The sequence below is a fragment of the Aequorivita xiaoshiensis genome (genome assembly GCF_022008395.1).
GTDB lineage: Bacteria > Bacteroidota > Bacteroidia > Flavobacteriales > Flavobacteriaceae > Aequorivita > Aequorivita xiaoshiensis.
Map to the genome: position 1 here is coordinate 1 of NZ_JAIRBB010000007.1, position 22,905 is coordinate 22,905.

At 34.6% G+C, this 22,905-nt stretch carries 22 protein-coding genes; 7 read left to right on the top strand and 15 right to left on the bottom strand.

The annotated features are described in order from the left end of the window. Window positions 1-369 precede the first annotated feature (369 nt). The 4 genes from K8344_RS09000 to K8344_RS09015 form a co-directional block, all read right to left on the bottom strand. Window positions 370-951: a hypothetical protein gene (locus K8344_RS09000; protein ID WP_237608376.1), complete on the bottom strand. Its 582-nt coding sequence runs from the start codon at window positions 949-951 to the stop codon at window positions 370-372. A 277-nt stretch (window positions 952-1,228) separates the two neighbouring features. Further along, on the bottom strand, window positions 1,229-1,852 hold the full coding sequence (locus K8344_RS09005; protein WP_237608377.1) for a hypothetical protein: 624 nt from the start codon (window positions 1,850-1,852) through the stop codon (window positions 1,229-1,231). Window positions 1,853-2,081: 229 nt separating this feature from the next. Beyond that, entirely contained in the window at window positions 2,082-2,735 is a 654-nt protein-coding gene (locus K8344_RS09010; protein ID WP_237608378.1) for a DUF4145 domain-containing protein, read from the bottom strand. Between the two features lie 91 nt (window positions 2,736-2,826). Further along, window positions 2,827-2,961 (bottom strand): DUF2158 domain-containing protein, encoded by a 135-nt coding sequence (locus tag K8344_RS09015; RefSeq protein WP_237608379.1) that lies wholly within the window; start codon window positions 2,959-2,961, stop codon window positions 2,827-2,829. Between the two features lie 190 nt (window positions 2,962-3,151). Here K8344_RS09015 and K8344_RS09020 point away from each other — a divergent pair, with 190 nt between their 5' ends. Continuing rightward, window positions 3,152-4,225: a tyrosine-type recombinase/integrase gene (locus K8344_RS09020; RefSeq protein WP_237608380.1), complete on the top strand. Its 1,074-nt coding sequence runs from the start codon at window positions 3,152-3,154 to the stop codon at window positions 4,223-4,225. 58 nt (window positions 4,226-4,283) lie between these two features. On the opposite strand, the gene K8344_RS09025 is transcribed toward K8344_RS09020, so the two are convergent. Continuing rightward, window positions 4,284-5,258 (bottom strand): lysophospholipid acyltransferase family protein, encoded by a 975-nt coding sequence (locus tag K8344_RS09025; RefSeq protein ID WP_237608381.1) that lies wholly within the window; start codon window positions 5,256-5,258, stop codon window positions 4,284-4,286. Between the two features lie 203 nt (window positions 5,259-5,461). On the opposite strand from K8344_RS09025, the gene K8344_RS09030 reads away from it, so the two are divergent. Continuing rightward, entirely contained in the window at window positions 5,462-6,112 is a 651-nt protein-coding gene (locus tag K8344_RS09030) for a rhomboid family intramembrane serine protease (RefSeq protein WP_237608382.1), read from the top strand. 34 nt (window positions 6,113-6,146) lie between these two features. Further along, entirely contained in the window at window positions 6,147-6,833 is a 687-nt protein-coding gene (locus K8344_RS09035) for an SIMPL domain-containing protein (RefSeq protein ID WP_237608383.1), read from the top strand. A gap of 90 nt (window positions 6,834-6,923) precedes the next feature. Here the strand turns inward: K8344_RS09035 and K8344_RS09040 are convergent, their stop codons facing one another. Together K8344_RS09040 and K8344_RS09045 are read right to left on the bottom strand one after the other, a co-directional pair. Further along, window positions 6,924-8,042 carry a TlpA disulfide reductase family protein gene (locus K8344_RS09040; RefSeq protein ID WP_237608384.1) on the bottom strand — a complete coding sequence of 373 codons (1,119 nt, stop codon included), beginning with the start codon at window positions 8,040-8,042 and terminating at the stop codon, window positions 6,924-6,926. A gap of 206 nt (window positions 8,043-8,248) precedes the next feature. Continuing rightward, window positions 8,249-9,064 (bottom strand): 2,3,4,5-tetrahydropyridine-2,6-dicarboxylate N-succinyltransferase, encoded by an 816-nt coding sequence (locus tag K8344_RS09045; protein WP_237608385.1) that lies wholly within the window; start codon window positions 9,062-9,064, stop codon window positions 8,249-8,251. Window positions 9,065-9,308: 244 nt separating this feature from the next. Between K8344_RS09045 and ruvX the strand changes: the two genes are divergently transcribed. The 4 genes from ruvX to mazG all read left to right on the top strand — a co-directional run bounded on the left by ruvX (window position 9,309) and on the right by mazG (window position 11,932). Beyond that, window positions 9,309-9,719, top strand: coding sequence for a Holliday junction resolvase RuvX (gene ruvX / locus K8344_RS09050; protein WP_237608386.1), 411 nt, complete (start codon window positions 9,309-9,311; stop codon window positions 9,717-9,719). A 69-nt stretch (window positions 9,720-9,788) separates the two neighbouring features. After that, window positions 9,789-10,379: a peptide deformylase gene (gene def / locus K8344_RS09055; RefSeq protein ID WP_237608387.1), complete on the top strand. Its 591-nt coding sequence runs from the start codon at window positions 9,789-9,791 to the stop codon at window positions 10,377-10,379. A gap of 62 nt (window positions 10,380-10,441) precedes the next feature. Continuing rightward, entirely contained in the window at window positions 10,442-10,858 is a 417-nt protein-coding gene (locus K8344_RS09060; RefSeq protein ID WP_237608388.1) for a DUF5606 family protein, read from the top strand. A gap of 297 nt (window positions 10,859-11,155) precedes the next feature. Beyond that, window positions 11,156-11,932, top strand: a complete 777-nt coding sequence (gene mazG, locus K8344_RS09065) for a nucleoside triphosphate pyrophosphohydrolase (RefSeq protein ID WP_237608389.1) — start codon at window positions 11,156-11,158, stop codon at window positions 11,930-11,932. A 90-nt stretch (window positions 11,933-12,022) separates the two neighbouring features. Here mazG and K8344_RS09070 read toward each other — a convergent pair whose 3' ends face one another. The 8 genes from K8344_RS09070 to K8344_RS09105 form a co-directional block, all read right to left on the bottom strand. After that, complete coding sequence (locus tag K8344_RS09070) at window positions 12,023-14,017, bottom strand: DUF349 domain-containing protein (protein WP_237608390.1); 1,995 nt, start codon at window positions 14,015-14,017, stop codon at window positions 12,023-12,025. Between the two features lie 102 nt (window positions 14,018-14,119). After that, window positions 14,120-14,851, bottom strand: coding sequence for a shikimate dehydrogenase family protein (locus tag K8344_RS09075; protein ID WP_237608391.1), 732 nt, complete (start codon window positions 14,849-14,851; stop codon window positions 14,120-14,122). Beyond that, window positions 14,844-15,866, bottom strand: coding sequence for a DUF368 domain-containing protein (locus K8344_RS09080; protein WP_237608392.1), 1,023 nt, complete (start codon window positions 15,864-15,866; stop codon window positions 14,844-14,846). Before K8344_RS09080 ends, K8344_RS09075 begins: the two co-directional genes overlap by 8 nt. A gap of 24 nt (window positions 15,867-15,890) precedes the next feature. Next, a complete protein-coding gene (locus tag K8344_RS09085; RefSeq protein ID WP_237608393.1) occupies window positions 15,891-16,871 on the bottom strand; it encodes a DUF368 domain-containing protein in 981 nt (326 codons plus the stop codon). A 35-nt stretch (window positions 16,872-16,906) separates the two neighbouring features. Continuing rightward, window positions 16,907-18,307 carry a tetratricopeptide repeat protein gene (locus K8344_RS09090; RefSeq protein ID WP_237608394.1) on the bottom strand — a complete coding sequence of 467 codons (1,401 nt, stop codon included), beginning with the start codon at window positions 18,305-18,307 and terminating at the stop codon, window positions 16,907-16,909. A 136-nt stretch (window positions 18,308-18,443) separates the two neighbouring features. Next, window positions 18,444-19,634: an aspartate aminotransferase family protein gene (locus K8344_RS09095; RefSeq protein ID WP_237608395.1), complete on the bottom strand. Its 1,191-nt coding sequence runs from the start codon at window positions 19,632-19,634 to the stop codon at window positions 18,444-18,446. Between the two features lie 183 nt (window positions 19,635-19,817). Then, entirely contained in the window at window positions 19,818-21,515 is a 1,698-nt protein-coding gene (locus K8344_RS09100) for an OstA-like protein (RefSeq protein ID WP_237608396.1), read from the bottom strand. A gap of 110 nt (window positions 21,516-21,625) precedes the next feature. Then, window positions 21,626-22,900 carry an adenylosuccinate synthase gene (locus K8344_RS09105; RefSeq protein WP_237608397.1) on the bottom strand — a complete coding sequence of 425 codons (1,275 nt, stop codon included), beginning with the start codon at window positions 22,898-22,900 and terminating at the stop codon, window positions 21,626-21,628. Window positions 22,901-22,905 lie beyond the last annotated feature (5 nt).

Genomic DNA, 22,905 nt, shown 5'->3' on the forward strand with positions numbered 1-22,905 from the left:
GATATTGTTCAACTAATAAATTATAAGTTGGTATTGTGTCATTTTTAAAAATCAAATAATCCGAAACTTGTGGACTTGAAGCAAAAGAAATTGACGCATAAAAACTAAAAAAAAGGGTTGTCAATATTCTATTCATAATGTTGCTCTCAAATGTGTGGTAACGGTTGTGTATATGAAAAGTAGCGCTGAAAATAAGCGTTATCTATTCGGATGAATCACAAGCCGAATTTTTAAATTTTACTAATTATTTTATTTTTGGAAATTTGTCAAATTTAAAAATTTGGCGACTTTCCAAAAATGCCCGAACCATAGGGTTAGCAACGACTCGCGCTATTTTTTATATACGTTGTTGTGCGCAGGCTTTTCCGCTCACTTTTTATAATAATCGATTTCGTTTCTCATTAAATGTTCAATTTCTTGCCAAAGTTCGGTCATCCTTTTTCCTCTTTCTTCATGTCCGATACTTTGTAATTGCTTTGCATTATACTCCAAGTCATTTGATGAAGAAAAACTGTTCAAAACGGATTGAAATTCGTTTGTATAATCGTTAACTATGGTCTTATATTCTACAATTTTCGGTAACAACTTTTCACTCGCAACTAATTTTAGTTTATTCAATTCCGAGTTCACAATCATCATTGGTTGCAATGAATTCCTTGTCGTTTCTAAAAGGTTTTCATTAAATTTTAATAGTGCTCCATTTATACGCTCTTCATCTCCTGTTAGCATTTCAGCCATAAATTCTGTTGAAATTCCGTAAGTCGCATTTGGGTCTTTTCGCATATTCAAACTCATCTCGTCCATTTGGTTCATAAAGTTTGAATATACCTCAAATCGTTTTTCAATTGCTTTATCTTCTTTCTGATATTTTCTATTTAATCGAAATTGTACTATTGCCCAAATCCAGCCTAAAATTCCTAATCCGATTATGAAGTAGTCTTTGATTTCCATTTTTGTTAGTTCACGGATTTTTTTTCAGCTTGCGCACAACGTTTAGTATAAAAGAAGTAGGGCTGTAAATAAGCAATTAACTTTCGGATTATTCACAAGCCAAATCTTTTGCATTTTGTTTTATATTATTCATCTAAAAGCCAAATCAAAAGATTTGGCGACCTCGCAAATATGCCTGAACCATCGGGTTTAGCACTTGCTTGCCCTATTTTTTTTATACATTGTTGGCAAACGTTTTTTTTTCGAAGCTTATGTGTTATATATATTGAGTTGTCAATCATTTTGAATACTCAATAAAGCTAACGAGGAACCATCCTGGTAATAAATTCTCAGTATCACTGCAATCTTGTAATTCTAATTTTAAAATTCCCTTCGAAAGATCATTTTCCCACTCGATTAATTTATTCTTTGGTTTGTCTTGTAACACAGATTTTTTTCCATTGCTATACCTGTCATTAATTATTTCCTCCAATTCTGAAAATAAATTAGAATAAGTTTCGAGTTCACCGCACTCTTTTTCAATTAACGCTCTCAGTTTTTTTCTATCAAATAGTATATTGTCGTCAACTTTATTTAAAAAGTCCCATTTATAAGAGACATATTTAATTTCTCGAGAATTTTTATCATAGAAATACTCAACTTTGGCAGGGACGCTTTTAGGTAAAACTCTTGAAATTTGTATTGGATTATTTAGTTCGTATTTATCTACAAAAGGATAAAGTTTTGGAGATAATACTATTGTCGCATTATTTTTTTCAATTTTAGAATTGATTTCTGTTTCAAATTTGATGGCATCTTCAATTGATTTTCCAGTAAATATTAGATTTTGTTTTTGTGTCTCTTGTGAACAGGAATAGAATATTGAGATAAAAATAAATATTATAGTAGTAATTTTATTCATATGATTGTTTTTTCTTAAATGTTTGCCAACGGTCGTGTATAAGAATAGTAGGGCTGAAAAAGAGCGCAAACCATTCGGTTGAACACAAGCCGAATTTTTAAATTTTTCTATTTATTTTTCTTTTCTCAAATAGCCAAATTTAAAAATTTGGCGACTTTGCAAATGTGCGCTAACCTTTTGTTAAGCAACCAATTGCCCTATTATTTTTATACGTTGTTGTAGGTAGTGCTTATTCCGGCATTTCATCTTCGATTCCATCTGTTAAAAATTCCATTTCAATCCAATGTAAAGTCAGCTTTATTAGTTTTTTTAAATCTGACAAATCTTTATCTTCCCATCTTCTAACGTAATGCGTTTCGTCATTTCCGAGCCAAACTGCTCGTTTAGCAACCGATTTTATTCTATTATCATCAATAAAATCTGAAATACATTTTCCTAAAAATTTTCTTTCTATTTCTTCTACTTTATTTGGATACTTATATTTAGCATAGTCTTTTATAAGAAACTCCAAAGCTTTTCTATATCCAACACCACAAATCTCAAAAAGCTCTTCTTGTTCAGCAAAGTAAGCTTGGTTATAGATTAGCACAAACGATGGTGATAATTCATTTATCGAATCGGCAAAACCTTTTTTAATTATAGTTCCTTTGGTTACTTTGTTTTGGAATTCATAACAGTTTCTATTATTCCCTTCTTCATATTCTCCAATAAAAGTTTTTTGACAAGAATCTTTAGGACAAGCTAAAAACAAATCCATTTTGTAACCTTCAGTAATATATCCAAATTGCGGAATTGGTGAAATTGCATTATGACAAAACGGACATTCATTCGGTAAGTCCACGATGATTGCTGGTTCATTATTTGTATTTACTCCGTAAGACATATTATCTAATTTTTTCTAATGAGGATGCTTTAAAAACTTTGTTTGTCAATTCAGTTTTATCAAACCACTCGCAAAAAACATCTCCGTTTTCTTATCCAGCGCTCGTAATTATTTTATCGGCCATTGACGTCCGAGCATTCGATTTATCAAATCCTATAATTCGCAATACAGTCATTTCTGGACCTCCAGATTTTAATTTTACAACATCTCCTTTTTTTATTTCCATATTTTTTTGTGCATTACCTACAACACGTAAATATACGCAATTTAGTAACATACCTAAAAGAACACCAAATTTTTTACGCAACTACCAATACATAAGCATTTATACAGTTTTTTCTATGCGTTATTTTGTATATCTTTAGGTGTATATCACTAATTTTCAGAACGTTTGATATACAAAATGACAATATGCTATGGACCTGAAAAACTATAAATTCGAACCTGGAGCGCATCGAAATAAACCCGTAATTTGGGTTAGATTTCCATATCATTTCCACCTAAAAAATGCCTTAAAAAGAAGATTTCCTTCGGCTAAATGGAGCCAATCCAATAAATCTTGGTATTTGTTAGACACGCCTGCCGTAAGAGAAGTGCTATACCTACCCAAAAAAAATAATAAAGATAAATTGCTGTATAATATTCATCCTGTAAATCAGCAAGCTATGTTAAACTTTGTAAACCAATTAAATCTTAAAGCTTATAGCGAAAATACAATTCGGGTTTATTGCACTGAACTAAAGCATTTATTGTTGTTGCTAAATAATTATCCTGTAGAAAAGCTTACTCCAGAAAAACTTAAGTCCTATTTCCTCTATTGTTTAAAATATGAAAAAATGAAAGAGCGAAAATTAAACGGGAAAATAAATGCAATAAAATTTTATTTCGAACAAGTCTTACACCGAGAGAAAATGTTTTTTGACATTCCAAGACCTAAAAAGCCGGCAACGCTACCAAAAACATTAACCCAACGAGAAATTTCTTTACTTTTTAAACAAGTTACAAACATCAAACACCTTTTAGCATTACAACTGTGCTACGGTATGGGCTTGCGGGTAAGTGAGGTGGTTAACCTTAAACTAGAACACATTAATTCTAAAGATGGAATAGTGCTGATAGCTCAAGCAAAAGGCAAAAAAGATAGATACGTCCCATTACCAAATTCTATTTTGCCTTTATTGAGAAGATATTATTTTCAGTATAAACCCAAAAAATACTTACTAGAAGGTAGATTTGGAGGGCAATATTCTAAAGGAACTGTACAAACAATTTTTAGAAAAGCATTAAAAAATGCGGGAATTAAAAAAAATGTAGGCCTACACGGCTTGCGACATAGTTACGCTTCGCATTTATTACAAACCGGGACAGATATTAGGTTAATTCAAGATTTATTGGGACACTATAGTATTAAAACAACTATGATTTATACCAATGTAACTCAAAAACAACTCAATAAAATTAAAAGTCCGTTGGATAGTTTAAATTATTAACTTGCTCATAACTTTCAAGAGCGTCCTTTAAAAGAGGCTTAATAAATTATTGAACTTGTTATCGTTTTCTGTGTTTCCAACGTTTATGCGACCATAGATAATGCGCTGGGTTTTCACGAATTTGCGTTTCTAACATGTCAAAAAACATTCGTGTAATTTGAAAGTCTTCATACGTCTTTGGGTGATCTGCAATGGGAATAAATGTGGCGGTATAATACCCGCGCTTTACTTTTTCAACTTTTAAATAAAGCACTGCAAAGTCTAATTTTTTAGCCAATTCTTCTGTCCCAGTAAACATAGGAACATCAATACCCATAAAAGTATCGCGATATTTAAAGGCATTCAGTTTAGGGGATTGATCGGAAAGGATGTAGGTGAGCGTTTTTATTCCTTTTTTCCATTTTCGGAAAAGTACCGGAACAATCTTTCTATTACTCACAATTATCCCTCCAAAATGCTCCCGAGTTTTTTTAACCAAATCGTCAAATTGTTTATTGTCTAACGGCTTGTAAACAGCGTGAGCCTGATGTTTCATTAGCTTGTTTAGAATGCCACTCCATTCCCAATTTCCATAATGCCCGGCCATTAATAAAATACTTTTATCACTGTTGTAATAGCTGTCTAGAATTTCAACATTGGTTACCAGAAAACGCTTGCGGATTTCTTTTTCTGAAATGGTAAAGGCTTTTATGGTTTCAAAAATAAGATCGCATAAATGCTGGAAAAAGGCTTTGGTGATTTTATTGCGTTCTTCCTGGGTTTTTTCGGGAAAAGCTAAGGCCAAATTCTCTTTTACTACCTTCTTACGATACCCGACAATGTAGTAAACCAATATAAATAACGCAGTAGACTTTATATACAAAATACGCATTGGCAACTTTGAAAAAAGCCACAGAATAGGGTAAACCAATATATATAGAATTCTTTGCATAGGTAATGAAACCGCAAAACTACTCAATTTATTTCTTGAAAGTGTACATTGGAAATAGGAAATTGAAAGTGATTTTTTAATTATTCTTACTCCTCTTATCATTTCATATAGTAAGGTAAGGGCAACGCTAACTGAATTCTCGCTTCAAATGAATATTATCTTCGGGAATCTATAGTTTTATCGGTAATTGTTGAGGGTGATGAAGCTTTGTAAATAGCTACTAATAAATTCACAATTCGGCTTAAATACAACTAATTTCACCCTTGGTTTTCGTATTTTTGATTTTAAAATTTTCAACTATATATATGTTAAACATAGACATCGCTACAATTGTAATTATCGCTGCAAACGTAATTATATCAATGAAAGGTTTTAACGACATAGCCTTTTTCAATAAGTATAAATTCAATATTTCGGGAATACGCCACGGAGAGCAAATAAGAATGTTTAGCTCGGCATTTTTGCACGCAGATTTTTCGCATTTACTTTTCAATATGCTTACCTTATACTTTTTTGCTCCCGTTGTAATTAATAGTATTGGTGTAACCTTTTTTGTAGTTATTTATGTTGTAAGCTTACTAGCAGGGAATTTACTTTCATTTTACTTTCATAAGGATGAACCTCATTACAGTGCGATAGGTGCAAGTGGTGCAGTTATGGGAATCTTGTATTCTGCTATATTATTTCATCCAAATATGGGGCTGTATCTGTTTTTTATACCTATTGCTATTCCAGCTTGGTTATTTGGCGTGGCATATTTGTTGTATTCTATCTTCGGAATGAAAAAAAGACTAGGAAATGTAGGACACGATGCGCATATTGGTGGAGCTTTAGGAGGTTATGCACTAACACTAATGTTTGTACCTAGCTTATTTACTACAAGTTTGTGGATTGTTGTTTTACTTGCTGTTCCCTTAATTATTTTATTCATTATGCATAAACTTGGGAAAATTTAAAGTCTCAATAGTTATTAAACCAATTCAACAAAATATGAAAGCACTTCAAACCATTTTAATTTTAGCAGTAACAACAACCGCAGTTATGGCTCAAAACACTCTTCCTCCTCCAACTATAGATGTTACAGGCGAAGGTATTGTACGTGTTGTTCCCGATGAGGTAACAATAAATATTCGTGTAGAAAATACAGGTGAAAACGTTAAATCGTTAAAAAAGCAAAACGATGCTATAGTAAACGAGGTTATTAAATTTCTGAAGAAAATGAATATCGCAAATAAAGATATTCAAACCCAGTACATGAATTTAAATAAGAACTACGATTACAATACCAAAACCTATACGTTTGCTGCAAATCAAGCTATCTCGATTAAGTTATACGACTTATCTCAATACGAAACCATAATTAGTGGCCTTCTAGATACGGGCGTTAATCGTATAGATGGCGTTTTGTTTTCGTCTTCAAAAAAGGAAGCCTTGAAAAGTCAAGCGCGTAAAAATGCAATCGAAAATGCGTTGATGAAAGCAAAAGAATACGCAGGCGTTTTAAATCAAACTGTAGGAAAAGCAGTTTCAATTAATGAACAGACTAATGCTGGACCTGGGCCCATAAGGTACAAATCTGCAATGATGAGTGATGAAAGTAGTGGAGGTCAAGAAACAATTGCGCCTGGCGAAATGGAGATTAAAACTTCAGTAAATGTTAGTTTTCTTTTAAACTAGAAAGAATAGGGTAGAAGGAAAGTACTTCAATTAAAAAAGCCTCGAAAACAAGGTAGTTTCGAGGCTTTTTTAATTTTTAATTTTTAGAAATTATTCTCCACCTAACAAGGTTGAAATTTTAGCTTCTAAGGCCGCACCTCTAAGGTCTTTATCTATAATAACTCCATTTTCATCAAGTAAAAAAGTTGCTGGAATAGCACGTATATTATATTGCTGCGCAATAGGATCTTGCCACCACTTTAAGTTCGAAACGTGATACCAATCCATTTTATCATCTTTAATAGCTTGAAGCCATTTGTCTTTTTGGGTGTCTTTATCTAAAGAAACGCTTATGATGTTTAGTCCTTTTTCGTGATATTTATTATAAACCTTTACTACGTTAGGGTTTTCCACACGGCAAGGCTTACACCAAGAAGCCCAAAAATCAATAATTGTATATTTTCCTAATGCATCTTCCAACGACAACATTTCACCTGTAGGAGTAGGAGCACTAAAATTTGGAGCTTTACTACCAATACTCGCTTTCTTTAAAGACGAAACGTTGTTTTTAAGGTCAATAACCAATTCGTTTTCGGCAAGTTCTGGGTTCAGATTGTCAATAAAGGTGGAAGCCTCATTTGGGTTTAATTCCTTTTTGCTAACCATTTCAGAGATTAACATTACAGCGAAAATAGAATTGTTGTTTTTACGTAAGAAATCTTTTTTGAATTCAATTTCTTCATTCATCAAGTTTAAGTTTTCACTTTGCACCTGTGTAATGGCAGCGGTGTCATTTTCTTGCTGTGCCGCACGGTATCGCTTCATTTGTTCCTGCTTAACTTTGTTTAAAGAAACCATCTTGTCAACAAATTCACTATAAGCTTCGTTTTCTTTTCCACCGCTCACTCTTGAAGCTTGTAGGCTATCTTTGTAAACTACAGCTTTCATATCTACGTTTTCAGGAAAATATAAAACAGACCCGTTCACACCGTCAATACGTAAAAAGTTTAGGTTGTAACCTTCACTCGTATTATAAGTAGCCGAAAACTTTCCATCGGTTACCGTTAAAGTGTCCACAGCTTTAGGTTGTTTGTTTTCTAAGGTGAATACATAAATCTTATCTCCATTCTCAAACCCAATAGCATCACCTTCAAGCGTGTAGCCATTGCTCGCTGAATCGTTACAAGAAACCAGTGAAATTGCAAATAATAAAGCAAATATAAATCTCATAATATAAATCTATTTTAATTTTTGGCAAAAATACAGGTTTAAAACCTTAAAGAGATAAATACCTATTCATTTTGGTTTTAATTAACATACCTAAGTTGTCTGCTGTATTTATACAATAAAAACGAGTTGCTATATTTAATTATAGCAACTCGATATTATTTTTAAGAAATGAATTGGTTTTAAATCAAAACCCATGTTTTTCTGAATTATACTGCCACATCGTACTCGCGTAAAGCATCGTTAAGCGATGTTTTTAAGTTTGTACTTTCTTTGCGTTTCCCAATTATTAGCGCACAAGGAACTTGATATTCGCCTGCTGGGAATTTTTTGGTAAAACTACCAGGAATTACAACCGAACGCTCAGGAATATAGCCCTTCGTTTCAACAGGAGATTCTCCTGTAACATCAATAACCTTTGTTGAAGCAGTAAGCACTACGTTTGCCCCTAAAACAGCTTCTTTCCCTACGCGTACCCCTTCAACAACGATACAGCGAGAGCCTATAAAAGCATCGTCTTCAATAATTACAGGAGATGCTTGCAAAGGCTCCAAAACCCCTCCAATACCTACCCCACCACTAAGGTGAACGTTTTTACCAATTTGTGCACAGCTGCCTACAGTTGCCCAAGTATCTACCATGGTACCTTCGTCAACATAAGCTCCAATGTTTACATAGCTAGGCATTAGGATTACCCCTTTTGATATATAAGCTCCGTGACGCGCCACCGCATGTGGTACAACGCGAACTCCTTTGGCGTCATAACCAGATTTCAACGGAATTTTATCGTGATATTCAAAAATTCCAGCTTCCATAGTGCGCATTTTCTGGGTAGGGAAGTAGAGTACAATAGCTTTTTTTACCCATTCGTTAACCTGCCACCCATCGGCTACAGGCTCTGCACAACGTAATTTTCCTTGGTCGCATAAATTTACAACTTGACGGATAGCCACAAGTGTTTCAGATTCGGTTAGTAAGGATCGATCATCCCAAGCTTTTTCTATTATCGTCTTTAGTTCGGTCATTATATATAATCGTTAATTATTTTATTATACTTTTTCTCTTTTGTAGTACTATGGTAGTTAGCTTTAACTCATAACTCATAACTTACCACTCACTTACAACTTCTCACTTCTCATTTCCAACTTCTAGCTTCCAACTTCCAACTTCTCCCCACTCACCACTAGTTCCACAAATATACTCTTCATAATTCAAAAAAACGGCTCATAATAGTATAGTAATTCACAAAGGCTTATTTTTGCCGAAGTTATGGGAAGAATTTTAGCAATAGATTACGGTAGTAAACGAACAGGTATCGCCATTACAGACGAGTTGCAGCTAATTGCTTCAGGGTTAACCACGGTTGCTACTCCTGAATTAATCGATTTCTTGCAGAAATATATAGCTTCAGAAAAAGTTGAATTGGTCTTGGTAGGTGAACCTAAACAGAAAGATGGAACACCTTCAAATATAGAAGTGGAAATTCAGAAGTTTTTAAAGAAATTTTCAAATATCTTCCCCGATTTACAAGTTAAACGGGTTGACGAGCGTTATACTAGCAAAATGGCGTTTCAAACTATGATTGATAGCGGTCTTAAAAAGAAGCAACGTAGAAATAAGGCGCTAGTCGATGAAATTAGTGCAACAATAATTTTACAAGAGTATTTATATAATAAATAGCCTTGTAAGCTCGCAATTAAAAACACACCCATCATAATACTGAATAAAAATAATAATAGATAATAGAGAATGATTTTACCAATAGTAGCTTACGGCGATCCAGTTTTAAGAAAGGAAACCGAAGAAATAACAAAAGATTATCCAAACCTTAAGGAGGTAATTGAAAATATGTTCGAAACAATGTATGAGGCACGTGGGATTGGTCTTGCTGCACCACAGGTAAATTTACCGATTCGGCTTTTTATTGTAGACGCTACCCCTTTTGAAGATGACGAAGATCTTACTGAAGAGGAGCAGAAATATGTTTCAACATTTAAGAAGGTATTTATTAACGCGAGAATTTTAGAAGAATCTGGTGATGAATGGGCCTTTAACGAAGGTTGTTTAAGTATACCAGATGTTCGCGAAGATGTATTCCGCCAACCTGAAATTGTAATGGAATATTACGATGAAAATTTCAAAAAACACAAGGAGTCTTTTAAAGGAATGGTAGCGAGAATTATTCAACACGAATACGACCATATCGAAGGAATTTTATTTACCGATAAGCTATCTCCGTTAAAGAGAAGATTAATAAAAAGTAAGCTTACGAATATTTCAAAAGGGAAGATTAACATCGATTACCGTATGAAATTTCCAAATGCAAAAAAGAAACGCTAACTCACTTGCGTATCTAAACCAAACCAAAGATATTTGTAACCATTAAAAAATAAAGGAATTTTATGAGCTTAGAAAAAGTGCTATCAATCTCCGGTAAACCTGGATTATATAAACTAAAATCCCAAACTAGAGCAGGCTTTTTAGCAGAGTCGCTTTTAGATGGTAAAACAATTAACGTAAGTGGCCGTCACAATGTAAGCCTACTATCAGAAATTGCTATATACACACTATCAGCAGAGGTTCCATTACGCGAAGTCTTTAATAAAATTGCAACCAAAGAAGATGGAAAAGAAGCTATTAGCCATAAGTCTTCTAAAATAGAATTGGAAGAGTATTTCTTTGGTGTTTTACCAGACTACGACGAGGATAGGGTATATGCGAGCGATATTAAAAAAGTGCTACAGTGGTATAACTTATTGATTAAAAATGGTTATACAGATTTCTCTGACAAAAAGGCTGAAAGCAAAGAAGAAGAATAAACGGAGCACTGTTAATGTAACCTGATATTAGGTTGCCATTGCGGAAGCTTCTTCAACATAAAAGGAGAAAAACCTAAAGAGTACTACCCTTGATAAGAAATAATACTCTTGTAACGTATAAAGAAAGTCTTAAAATTCAATTGGGTTTTAAGACTTTTTCTTTTATTAAAAATTAAACTTATGGTATTTTGTAATAAACGATTACTTTATAACCTATGCGCGATTTAGCTTTTAAGCATCGTTATAAATTTGCTTCATTTATTAAATGCATTATACCACAATAACACTTCATTCACAATGAAAAATACGCGTCAAGACCAACTTAAAGCATTCGATAGATTGTTAACCATAATGGACGAACTGCGAGAGCAATGCCCTTGGGACAAAAAACAAACTATGGAGTCGCTTCGTCATTTAACCATAGAAGAAACTTACGAACTTGGAGATGCCATTCTAGATAGCGACCTAGATGAGGTAAAAAAAGAGTTGGGCGATGTTCTTTTGCACATAGTGTTTTACGCAAAGATTGGAAGTGAAACAAATGATTTTGATATTGCAGATGTATGTAATAGTATATGCGATAAACTTATAGCACGTCACCCACATATTTATGGCGATGTAAACGTTGCAGATGAAGCTGAAGTAAAGCGCAACTGGGAAAACCTAAAATTGAAAGAAGGAAAAACAAGCGTTTTGGAAGGTGTTCCAAAATCGCTGCCGGCAGTAGTTAAAGCGAGTCGAATTCAAGAAAAAGTAGCTGGCGTAGGTTTTGACTGGGAAGAACCACAACAGGTTTTTGAAAAACTACAAGAAGAATTAGGTGAATTACAACACGAAATAAACGAAAACAACCAAGATAAAATAGAAGCCGAATTTGGCGATGTGCTTTTCTCTATGGTTAACTATGCTCGATTCTTAAATGTGAACCCCGAAAATGCGTTGGAGCGCACAAATAAAAAGTTTATTAAACGTTTTCAATACCTAGAAGGAAAAGCTAAAGCGATGAACAAATCTTTAAAAGATATGACGCTTGCAGAAATGGATGTTTTTTGGAATGAAGCTAAACTACAATAACCACAACAGCATAGCTTAGAAATAAAAAAAAAGATTTAATCTTCCTCAATGGGAATGATTAAATCTTTTTTTATGCTTAAAAGTTTGATTTTAGTCTTCTCGAACTTCTTTAATTTTTGAAAGTTTTGCCTTCCAAACTTCTAGTTGTTCCTTATGGCGTTCGATGTTTTTGTGAACTTCTGCAACCATAGGATTGTCGTCGTCTACATGGCGAAAGAAACCTAAGTTGTTTTCTAACTGACGAATTTCGTCTTTGGTTTCTTCAATCTTTTTGGAAATGAAAAAGTGTTCGTTTTTGAGTTTGCGCTCGTCATCTCGGTTTACAAGTGTATTCAGCTTGTTGTCGAACTTGATAAGCTCTGCTTCTTTTTTACCTAAATCAAGCTTTTTGAAAAGTGCATCCAGTATTTTATTAAACTTTTGCTCTATATTACGCTTGTTGTAAGGTACGCGACCAATTTCTTTCCAAGCAGTAATCTTTTCTTTTATAGCTTTAATATCGGTTTTATGATCGCCACTCAATTCAAAAGTAGCAAGTTTCGAAAGCATGGCTTCTTTAGCTTCATAATGAGCAACCTCTTCTTTATTGGCTTCGTTTTTCTGAGCGTGAAGTCGGTCGAAGTAGTGATTACACGCCTTTTTAAACTGTTTCCAAATCTTGTCGCTGTATTTTCTAGGAACGTGACCAATAGTTTTCCAGTCATTCTGAATTTTCTTCATCAACTGCGTTGTAGCTTCAAAATCTTCACTATCCTTGTTGTCTTCAGCAATTTTTATAAGCTCGCGCTTTTTCTCAAGATTTGCGAATTGTTCTTTCTTTTGATTTTTGTAGAAAGAGTTTTTCTGATAGTTAAAGCTACTCGTGGCATCTTTAAAAGACTTCCAAACTTCCTTGTTGTTTGCTCTTGGGACACGTCCTGTATTAAAGAAGGTATCTCTTAATTCTTGAACCTTTTTAATTGAGTTTTGCCATCCTTGGTGACTTGGTTTTGTCTCTTCGGTAGTCTTTTTTATTTCCTCAATAAGTTGTTTTTTCTTTTCGAGGTTGCTTTCAAACTCTTTTTCAGCCTCGGCTAAATACGCTTGGCGTTTATCGTGAATAACCTTTGTAGCTTCGCTAAACTTATCCCAAACTTCATCGCGATATTCCTTAGCAACTGGGCCTATATCTTCTTTCCACATTTTGTGAAGCATCTGTAACTCACGGAATGCCTTGTTTACATTTGCTTCTTGCGCAAGTTCCTCAGCTCGAGTAATCAACTTCAACTTAGCATCTAAATTGTGTTTGAAATCCAAATCGCGGAATTCACGATTCAGGTGAAGGTAATCGTAGAAATTTTCTACGTGGTGATGATAAGTATTCCAAACCGTATTATACTTGTCTCTCGGTATTGGACCTGCAACGTGCCACTTTTCTTGTATTTCTTTAAAGTGCTTGTAAGTTGTATTGATGTTTTCTTCAGCACCTAAAAGGCTTTTTAATTCCTCAATCAACTCCCAGCGCTTATCTAAGTTTGCTTGAAGATCCTTTTTAAGGGATTTATAGTAGTTGTTGCGCTTCTCCTTATAATCGAAATAAAGGGAATTAAACTTTTTCTTTAATGGAGTAGTGTAGTGGAAGTCGATAATGTTTCCGCCCTCAGCAAGAAAATCTTCTTTCTTATGCTCTAGTTCCTCGTTAAACTGATTGTTAAACTCCGCGCGAATTTCTTCAACATCGTGTTTTAAATCTTGAATTTTCTTCGTGTTTAATAAAGTTTCAAACTCGGCAATCAACTCTTTTTTAGATAGCGTGCTATAATCTTTTTGTGCCTCTTCTTCTTTAGCTTCGTCTTCTTCCTCATCTTCTGAAGAAGCTACTTCCTCTTCATCTTCAATTTCAATTTCGTCCAGATCAGCAGTAGAAGGAGTAGTTTCTTCTGCAACTGTATCAGAAACTACTTTTTCATCTGTATCAACCTTTTCAGTTTCTACAGGAGCAACAGCTTCTTTTTCAGATGTAATTTCATTATCTGGAGTTACTTTTTCATTTTCTTGATTACTCAGCGGAGTAGATGTATCCTTTGGCATTTTTTCGTCAGACATTTCTTTCAATGTTTAGGTTCATTTATCTTAGAGGTTCAATATACTAACAACTCTGCAACTAGCAAAGCACACGAGTCTTTTTTGGAAATTTTTCCTCAAATTTTATGAATTCCAGATCGCCCAGGCTTTTTCAGCCTGAAACTCTAACATTTTTAATCCGTTAGAGATTCTCGCTCCTTGATGTTTTCCGCGTTTTAGAAATTCAGTTTCTGCGGGGTTGTATATCAAGTCGAAAAGCAAGTGTTTTTCTGAAAGAAACTCATAAGGAATGCTAGGACACTCAGTTATATTAGGAAAAGTGCCTAAAGGCGTACAGTTAATTATCAAATAGTAATTTTGAATGATGTGTTCATCAAGTTCATCATAACTCAAATTACTCGATGTTTTCTTTCTACTTACAAATTTAAAATCGAATTCCAGCTTTTTAAGAGCGTAGGCAATTGCTTTTGAAGCCCCGCCAGTTCCTAAGATTAGGGCAGTTTTCTTTTGAATAGGAAGAAATGCTTCTAAAGACTTCTGAAATCCATAATGGTCGGTATTAAATCCCTTAATCATTTTAGAATCTGACACTTTTATAGTGTTTACAGCTCCGATTATTTTAGCTTCTTCATCTAATTCATTTAAAAAAGGAATCACTTCCTCTTTGTAAGGAATTGTAACACTTAAACCACTTAAATTTGAAGTTTCAGAAATAACTTTAGAAAAGTCATTTATTGAAGGAATATCAAAGTTTTCATACGTGTGATTCAGGTTTTCTTTTTCAAACTTTTCGGTGAAATAAGTTCTTGAAAAAGAATAGCTAATATTTTTGCCAACCAATCCGAATTTAGACATTTTGTTGTTTTTTATAATTGTCGTACCAATCTAAGCTCAATACAATAAAAACGCCAACTACCATAAACATTATTGCGAGTATGGTTTCCGTCCCAAAAGATTCTGGAAAATAGCGAGTGTATCCTGTAATTATTTCTCTTCCATTGGCGTCAACAACAATATTCCCTAGATTATCATAAACGTATTTTTCTTCCTTCCAAGGCCAAACTACCCCTAAAGACCCAGCAATAAACCCAATAATTACTGCGTAAGTTGCTTTTTTAAATCGTTTTAAGACATAAGCCAATAAGTGCGAAAGTGAAACTAATCCTACTAGCGAGCCAATAGAAAAAACAGCTAATACTTTAAGTAATTCAATGCGGTGCGGATCGTAAAGCCAACTAAAGTCTCCTTGAAATACATTGGCAATTGAATCGAAAAGTGCATTTACAGAATCTACTAGAAGCAGTACATAATTCCCGAGGAGAATTAGTATAAACGACCCCGAAAGCCCTGGTAAGGTCATACCTGAAACGCTGATGATTCCACAGAAAAAAACAAATAGTAGATTGCTGTTTTCTTTGGCAGGTTCTAAAAAACTAATAGCCACTCCAGCAATCACTCCAGCTATAAGGTAGGCGATGTATTTTCTGTTCCACTCACCAAAATCTTTTGCAATAAAGTAAATAGAACCGATTATCATTCCAAAAAAAGCACTCCAAACGTAGAGCTCGTAGTGAACGATGAGGTAGTCTAATAATTTAGAAATACTAAAATAGCTGATTACCATTCCAGTAATTAGCAGTGTTAAAAACTGACCATTTGTATAGCGATATAAACTCTTAAACCGTCCACCGATTAAAAGTTTAAAAGCATTTTTATTTATTTTTTGAAGCGAGTAGATAAACTCTTCGTAAAAGCCAGCTACAAAGGCAACAACACCTCCCGAAACCCCTGGAACCTTATTGGCAGCACCCATTCCTAGCCCTTTGAGGACTAACCAAACTTTATCAGAAAGGGAGCGGTTTTCGTACATTATTGGGATATGTCTTTTTAAGATTTAACGCTCAGTAGGATTTTGCTTTTTTACGGCTACACGTTCAAGTAAGAATATCGTTAAGAAGCCTATGATAGCAAAAACTATAGCTAAAATTACTTGAGGGTTTCCATCGAAATTTTGAGGAAGAATACTCCGCTCTAAAAACGGAACTTCTTCTCCAGCGTGATTTAGCCTGTATTGAAGCACTTCTTTCCAAGGCCAAATTTTATTTAAAGCGCCAATCATAAATCCAGTTAGTACTGCTAATATTAGGTTTTTATGGTGGTTAAACAACCAGTTTAACACTTTAGAAAATATTTTTAACCCAACTATAGCACCAAGGCCGAAGATTAAGATTTTTCCTAAGGAATTTAAAATAAGACTAGTGTCTAGTGTAGAAATACCTTCTGTAAGTTGGGTGATAATCCCGATAACTGTTGTGTAAGCACCCATCAGTAAAAGGATAAAAGCTCCTGAAATTCCTGGGAGAATCATCGCGATAATAGCAATAAAACCAGCTAAGAAAAGAAACCAAATACTATCTGGTGATCCTATTGGCTCTGCAATAGTTACTAAATAGGAGAGGACTGTGGCAATTAGTAAAGCAAAAATTACTACAAGGCGCCATTTCGAAATTTGTTTTCCTACGTATAGTATACTTGCGATTACCAATCCGAAGAAAAAAGACCATACAGCAATTGGGTAAAACTCCAACAGCCACGTAATTAATTTTGCAAGCGATAAAATACTTATCAATACCCCAGAAAAAAGAGCTAGTAGAAACGAAAGATTATAGTGTTTCCAGGCTTTAGAAAAGCCTTCTTTTTTCCAAATTTTAAAAAATCCTAGGTCTAAATTGTGAATGGTGGTAATTAGCTCTTCATAAATACCTGAAATAAAGGCAATAGTACCTCCCGAAACACCGGGAACAACATCGGCAGCGCCCATCGCTAAACCTTTCGCAGTAATTAATAAGTATTGAATAAAATTTCTTTGAGGCATAATTTTAAATTGCTAAAGCCCCAAAAATACACAAATTAAAGAGAAGGATTTTTGTGTTGTTTGATTATTTCTTGAACCCTTTTAATTTCTAAAACTGAAGGAAATAATTCTTCAAGGATCATAAAAAATTCAGGTTCAGTTTTTAATGCATTTTTCAAGTGATATGCACCTTTATCACTTTCATTTAAAATGAAATACAATCCAGATAGTCGGTATTCTAACTCAGCGTTTTCTGAATAAAATTCAAGTGCCTGATTTAAATTGTTTACAGCTGCTTCAAATTCGCCTAATCTTGTTAAAATATCACTGCGTGTTAACCAAGATTCCAATTCATAATTCCCTAATTCTAAGGTTTTACGGAATCCAACTTCAGCTTCTTCAAAAAGACTTAACTTGTTGTTTATTTTAGCGTAACGTTTCCAATACAGCACATTTTCACTGTCAATATTAATGGCTTTTTCGATATAGTACAATGCTTTTTGATACTGTTTATTTTTGTAATAATAATCAGTAATGGCAATCCAACCTTTATCTAGTAAGGAATCTTCTTCTACACATTTGGTAAAAAACTGTAATGCCATTTCATCATTACCTAATTTCTCATAACATTTTCCAATGCGAAGTAGGGCGTATGATGTAGGGTCGTCTAATCCTAATGTAATAGAATAACTTTCTATTGCTTCTCTATATCTTTTGAGCTTTTCAAGTACTCTCCCTTTTTCAAGGTATGCGCCAATAAATCTATCGTCGCTAATAATAGCAAAGTCGAATGCCGCAAGTGCTTTTTTATAATCTTTTAAAGCGAAATATTGTTTCCCCACTTGATGCCAAGCTACTTCGCAATAAGGATTTTTGTTTAAAAAATCATTTAAATAATCAATTGCTTGCTCGTATTCTTCAAGATATTCGAAACAGTAAATAATGTTGTAAAGTGCAGAATAATCCTGTTCGTCTTTCTCCAAACACTTCATAAAATATCGCTTGGCATTTTGGTAATCTTCCATAAAGAGATATTCCATACCTAGCAATGAAAGCACATCACTTTCATCTGTGGTTATATCTAAAGCTTGCTCTAAGAGCGAAATTGCTTCCTTGTGTTGATCTCTACGAGAGAAGATATTTGCCTTTTGAATGTAAATTTCCTCGTTGCTTTGCTCTAATAAATAAAGTTCATTTAAAAGTTCTTCAGCAATATCTAATTGATTTTCGAAAATGTAAATTTCAATTTTAAAAAGCTTTAGGTTGGTAGAAGTAGGGTGTTGCTCTAAACCTAATTTAGTAGCTTTTTTAGCCAGTGCCATTTTTCCGTTTGCAAGGTAATGATGCACTATTTCTTCAAATTCCTCGGAATCGAAAAACAGTACGCTGTTGGTTTTCAGCATAGATTCGAATTTCTCAAGGGCAAAGTTGTTATGCTCGTTTGAACTTAATTGCATACGCTCGTTTTAACGGTTGTAACTATTTTAAAGATAGTAATGATAATTTAAGTTCAATTGTTATGCCGAGTTTCTTGTTAACGAACTTATTAACATGTAAATTAGAATGTAAATACTTGATAATCAATAAAATAATTTAGTTTGTTTTCTTTTGAATTGAATTTAAAACTTCTAAAATTATATTACAACCTTCTGTAATTTCGTCATTACTAATTGTTAGGGGAGGTGTTATACGTATGGCTCTTCCTTCGAAAAGTAGCCAGAAAAGAATTAATCCACGGTCTTTACAAGCAAGGATAACTTCGTTTGCAATTTCTGGGGTTTCCACCATTGCCGCAAGCATTAAACCTCGTCCGCGAACTTCGGTAATTAACGGGTGATTTAGTAGTTTTCTAAACAGCTTTTCCTTTTCAAGGGTTTGCTTTATAATATCGGTTTCAGTTAATTCTTGAAGTGTCGCCAAAGCAGCTGAAGCAATTACTGGATTACCACCAAAAGTAGTAATATGCCCTAACTTTGGATTGTCTTGAAGTAGCGTCATCACTTCGTGTGAAGTTGTAAATGCTCCAATTGGCATTCCTCCACCCATTCCTTTTCCCATAACTAGTATGTCTGGTACTATTCCAAAATGTTGAAATGCGAAAAGCTCACCTGTGCGGCCAAAGCCTGGTTGAATTTCATCTAGTAGTAACAAAGTGCCGGTTTCGTCACACTTTTCACGTACTTTTTTCAGGTAGTTATTTTCTGGCTGAATAAAACCAGCGCCACCCTGAATAGTTTCTAAAATAATAGCAGCAGTCTCTGAAGTTATTTTTTCAAGGTCTGCTTCGTTATTAAAAGTAACAGGAAAACAATTAGGTATTAAAGGTTTAAATGCGTTTTTGCGCTCTTCGAAGCCCATAACACTCATAGAACCCATGGTGTTTCCGTGATAGGCGTTGTTTGCGTAAAGAATTTGTGTTCTACCTGTTGCGCGGCGTGCTAGTTTTAAAGCACCTTCAATGGCTTCTGTACCGCTATTAACTAAATAAGTGGTGTTTAGATTTTTAGGTAAATTTTCAGCGAGTAATTTAGTAAGCGCCACAGCTGGATCTTGAATGTATTCTCCATAAACCATAACATGAAGGTACTTTTCTGTCTGATTTTTAATAGCCGAAACCACTCGTGGATGACAATGACCAAGTGTACAAGCTGAAACTCCAGCCACAAAATCTAAATGTTTTTCTCCTGATTTGTCGTAAATATAACTCCCTTCTGCACGAGCAATCTCCATCGCCAATGGGTGAGGAGTGGTTTGTGCCTGATATTTGAAGAAATCGTTTTTCATTGTTTTATAAATAAATATATGCGCAATTTATATCGATAGAATTGCTTTTGGTTTTGTAGAAATTGAAAGTAAAACCAAAAGAATTTGTGAACTTTAAAAAAAAAGAAATTTACTTTCCAACCTCCAACCTCCAACCTCCAACTTCCAACCTCCAACTTCGAACCTCCAACTTCGAACCTCTAATTATTCGTCTTCTCCTGTTTGCGCTTTAGGGTCGTCTGGGCGACTTTGTAGGTCCTTCGGACTTAATTTAGACTCTTTTGGGAGTTGAATTTTGTCTTCGGGTATATCTTCAAAAAACTCACCTTCGTCGTAAGGCAACGGAATTCCTTGAATTTTAGGTAGAACAGGGGCTGGTTTACCTTTAAATAAATCTTCTACTTTTAACAACCGTTCGTCGCCTCTCCATATAAAACCTGGTAAAAGTCGAGCGTTTTCAGGAAGCATGGAAGGTGGGTATACCTTACCCGTTGCTTTATTGATAAATCTAATTCCTGTAATTTGCTGTTGCTCCAAATACATTTGAATGGAACTGGAAACAGTATTGTTTATCCCAACCAATTGCTCTTTATCGTCTCGAGAATAATAAATTACTTGAGTGTTTTTGTTGATGTTTACGGTATCTAATTCGTTGTTTGTGAAAAGCCCAATAAGACTTTCTCCCTTTACTTGATTGTAACCCAAACTATCTTTTTGAACTAAGAACGCATTATTAAAAACTTTTAATGTGTCTAGTTTATTCGTTAAAGTGTCTGATAAAATATGAATAGTGTCACCAGTCATTTGGTTTTCCCCACTCCACATCACAGGGTTTCGCAATAACTTTGTGATGCCCCGTTTTTCATTTACGTAGATAGAATCGCATTTACCGCTAGTAGGTTCATCACCTTTTTTACCAGGTTTAAACATCCTTGCTTGATAAAAACCTTTTAAAATTCTATCTTCAGGCTTCCCTGTTACTTGTAATGTATCGGCATGAACGTAAATAGAGTCGTTGTCACGAACTGTAATTGCAACAGCTCTTTTAGTTATAAAAACAGAATCTTTAGCGCGAAAAACTTCGGCGTAATGCCCGCGGATAAAGCTTTTGTTAATAGTGTCTATTACTCTAATGTTATTGGTAGCAGAAGCAAAGCTTTTATTTCGGTCGAAATAAATACTATCGCCATAAAGCGTTCTGTTTTCGTAATCTACTCTAGAATTTTTTACAAAATAACCTGTGTCCCCGCGAGTGTCGTAATATCCTCGCTCGCAATATACAGTGCTAGTTTCACTTTCTATAGTTGAAGGACCGTAGAGGTAAGCATCACCAGATTCGGAATAAAAATCTAATTGATTGCTCTTTACCGTGTATTTTGGATTTACAATTTTTACGTCTGATAAAAACTGATACTTCTGACTTTCTGCAAAATACCTTCCAATTCTACTTGTCAATACACTCGCCGTGTCTTGTACAGTTCCTCCAGATCTGTAAAAAGCTTGTTGTTTAACCCTATCGAAGTAAAGGGTATCCGTTTTTAGTGTAGTTTTTGGCTCAGTAAGTACTACATCACCACTTGCAAAGGCAAATTGAGTGTTTCCGTTATACTCGGCGTATTTACTATTCATGGAAATAGTATCGCCCTGTGAAATTCGTACTTGACCATAGGCTTTTACGAAGTTGCTTTTTAAATAAACAAAGGCTTGGTCGCACCACATCTCTACACCTTCATGAACGATATAAACTTGTCCCGATTCGTCTTTAGTGTATATGGCCGCATTTGGAAATTCTGGTCGAATTTCTAGATAACCAGATTGTATATCAACTTTCTGTTTTTCCTGTGCGGAAAGATGTATTCCGAAGAAAAGAAAAAGTAAAATATATGCCGATATTGCTCTCAAATGCTGCTTCTCTTTTATTTATTCTCCGCTTTAAACTCAAATACCTACAAGGTTTTCAAAAACCTTGTAGGATTATGTATTTGAAAGTTATAATGTTTAAAAACTAATTCTTAGTCTCTAAGAATTGTTTGTTTTCTATCTGGACCTACAGATACTATCTTGATAGGAATTTCCAATTCTTTTTCAAGGAAATCTATGTAGTCTATTAGCGCTTGAGGTAACTGAGATGCTTCACTCATCTTAGTTAAATCGGCTTTCCAACCTTTCATTTCTGAATAGATAGGAGTAACGTTTTCGGCTTCTAGGTTGTACGGTAGATGCTCGATGGTTTCGCCTTTGTAATTGTATGCAGTACAGATTTTTAAGGTGTCAAATCCACTTAAAACGTCGGCTTTCATCATAATTAATTGTGTTACACCATTCACCTGAACAGCGTATTTTAACGCAACTAAATCTAACCATCCACAACGTCTTGCACGCCCTGTAACAGCTCCAAATTCGTTCCCAATCTTTGCCATTTTTGCGCCTACTTCATCAAAAAGTTCGGTAGGGAAAGGACCACTACCAACGCGAGTTGTGTATGCTTTAAATATTCCAAATACATCTTTTACTTTGTTAGGCGGTACACCCAAACCAGTACAAGCACCAGCAGCAGTAGTGTTTGAAGACGTTACAAAAGGATAAGTTCCAAAATCGATGTCTAATAACGAACCTTGAGCTCCTTCAGCTAAAATTGTCTTTCCAGATTTTTGTGCTTGGTGTAAGTATTCTTCACTATCAATAAATGTTAGTGTTTTTAGCGTTTCTACTGAAGCGAAAAATTCGGCTTCAAGATCTGCTAAATCGTACTGAACATCAACATTGTGAAAAGCAATTAACGCCTCATGCTTATCTGCTAATGCGCGATATTTATCTTTCCAGTTGTCTAATTCTAAATCACCAATACGAATTCCGTTTCTTCCGGTTTTATCCATATATGTTGGCCCGATACCTTTTAAAGTAGAACCAATTTTTGCTTTTCCTTTAGAAGCTTCAGAAGCTGCGTCAAGCAAACGGTGTGTTGGTAAAATGATATGTGCTTTTCTTGACAGAATCAAGTTTTTCTTGTAATCGATATTGTATTTGTCAAGTCCTTCCAGTTCTTTTACAAAAACAACTGGATCGATAACAACACCGTTACCAATTACATTCATTGCGTTTGTGTGGAAAATTCCAGAAGGAATTGTTCTCAAAACGTGTTTAATGCCGTCGAATTCTAAGGTGTGGCCTGCGTTTGGCCCGCCTTGAAAGCGTGCGATTATATCATAGTTTTTTGTAAGTACGTCGACAATTTTTCCTTTGCCTTCGTCGCCCCATTGTAGTCCAAGTAGTAAGTCTACTGCCATAATTT

Bases quoted from the DNA above. Each gene is read 5' to 3' on its own strand.
- K8344_RS09000 (WP_237608376.1), bottom strand. From the start codon at position 951: ATGGAAATCAAAGACTACTTCATAATCGGATTAGGAATTTTAGGCTGG.
- K8344_RS09015 (WP_237608379.1), bottom strand. From the start codon at position 2,961: ATGGAAATAAAAAAAGGAGATGTTGTAAAATTAAAATCTGGAGGTCCA.
- K8344_RS09080 (WP_237608392.1), bottom strand. From the start codon at position 15,866: ATGTACGAAAACCGCTCCCTTTCTGATAAAGTTTGGTTAGTCCTCAAA.
- K8344_RS09025 (WP_237608381.1), bottom strand. From the start codon at position 5,258: ATGATAAGAGGAGTAAGAATAATTAAAAAATCACTTTCAATTTCCTAT.
- K8344_RS09010 (WP_237608378.1), bottom strand. From the start codon at position 2,735: ATGTCTTACGGAGTAAATACAAATAATGAACCAGCAATCATCGTGGAC.
- K8344_RS09030 (WP_237608382.1), top strand. From the start codon at position 5,462: ATGTTAAACATAGACATCGCTACAATTGTAATTATCGCTGCAAACGTA.
- ruvX (WP_237608386.1), top strand. From the start codon at position 9,309: ATGGGAAGAATTTTAGCAATAGATTACGGTAGTAAACGAACAGGTATC.
- K8344_RS09035 (WP_237608383.1), top strand. From the start codon at position 6,147: ATGAAAGCACTTCAAACCATTTTAATTTTAGCAGTAACAACAACCGCA.
- K8344_RS09075 (WP_237608391.1), bottom strand. From the start codon at position 14,851: ATGTCTAAATTCGGATTGGTTGGCAAAAATATTAGCTATTCTTTTTCA.
- K8344_RS09085 (WP_237608393.1), bottom strand. From the start codon at position 16,871: ATGCCTCAAAGAAATTTTATTCAATACTTATTAATTACTGCGAAAGGT.
- K8344_RS09020 (WP_237608380.1), top strand. From the start codon at position 3,152: ATGGACCTGAAAAACTATAAATTCGAACCTGGAGCGCATCGAAATAAA.
- mazG (WP_237608389.1), top strand. From the start codon at position 11,156: ATGAAAAATACGCGTCAAGACCAACTTAAAGCATTCGATAGATTGTTA.
- K8344_RS09095 (WP_237608395.1), bottom strand. From the start codon at position 19,634: ATGAAAAACGATTTCTTCAAATATCAGGCACAAACCACTCCTCACCCA.
- K8344_RS09060 (WP_237608388.1), top strand. From the start codon at position 10,442: ATGAGCTTAGAAAAAGTGCTATCAATCTCCGGTAAACCTGGATTATAT.
- K8344_RS09070 (WP_237608390.1), bottom strand. From the start codon at position 14,017: ATGTCTGACGAAAAAATGCCAAAGGATACATCTACTCCGCTGAGTAAT.
- K8344_RS09090 (WP_237608394.1), bottom strand. From the start codon at position 18,307: ATGCAATTAAGTTCAAACGAGCATAACAACTTTGCCCTTGAGAAATTC.
- K8344_RS09105 (WP_237608397.1), bottom strand. From the start codon at position 22,900: ATGGCAGTAGACTTACTACTTGGACTACAATGGGGCGACGAAGGCAAA.
- def (WP_237608387.1), top strand. From the start codon at position 9,789: ATGATTTTACCAATAGTAGCTTACGGCGATCCAGTTTTAAGAAAGGAA.
- K8344_RS09040 (WP_237608384.1), bottom strand. From the start codon at position 8,042: ATGAGATTTATATTTGCTTTATTATTTGCAATTTCACTGGTTTCTTGT.
- K8344_RS09005 (WP_237608377.1), bottom strand. From the start codon at position 1,852: ATGAATAAAATTACTACTATAATATTTATTTTTATCTCAATATTCTAT.
- K8344_RS09045 (WP_237608385.1), bottom strand. From the start codon at position 9,064: ATGACCGAACTAAAGACGATAATAGAAAAAGCTTGGGATGATCGATCC.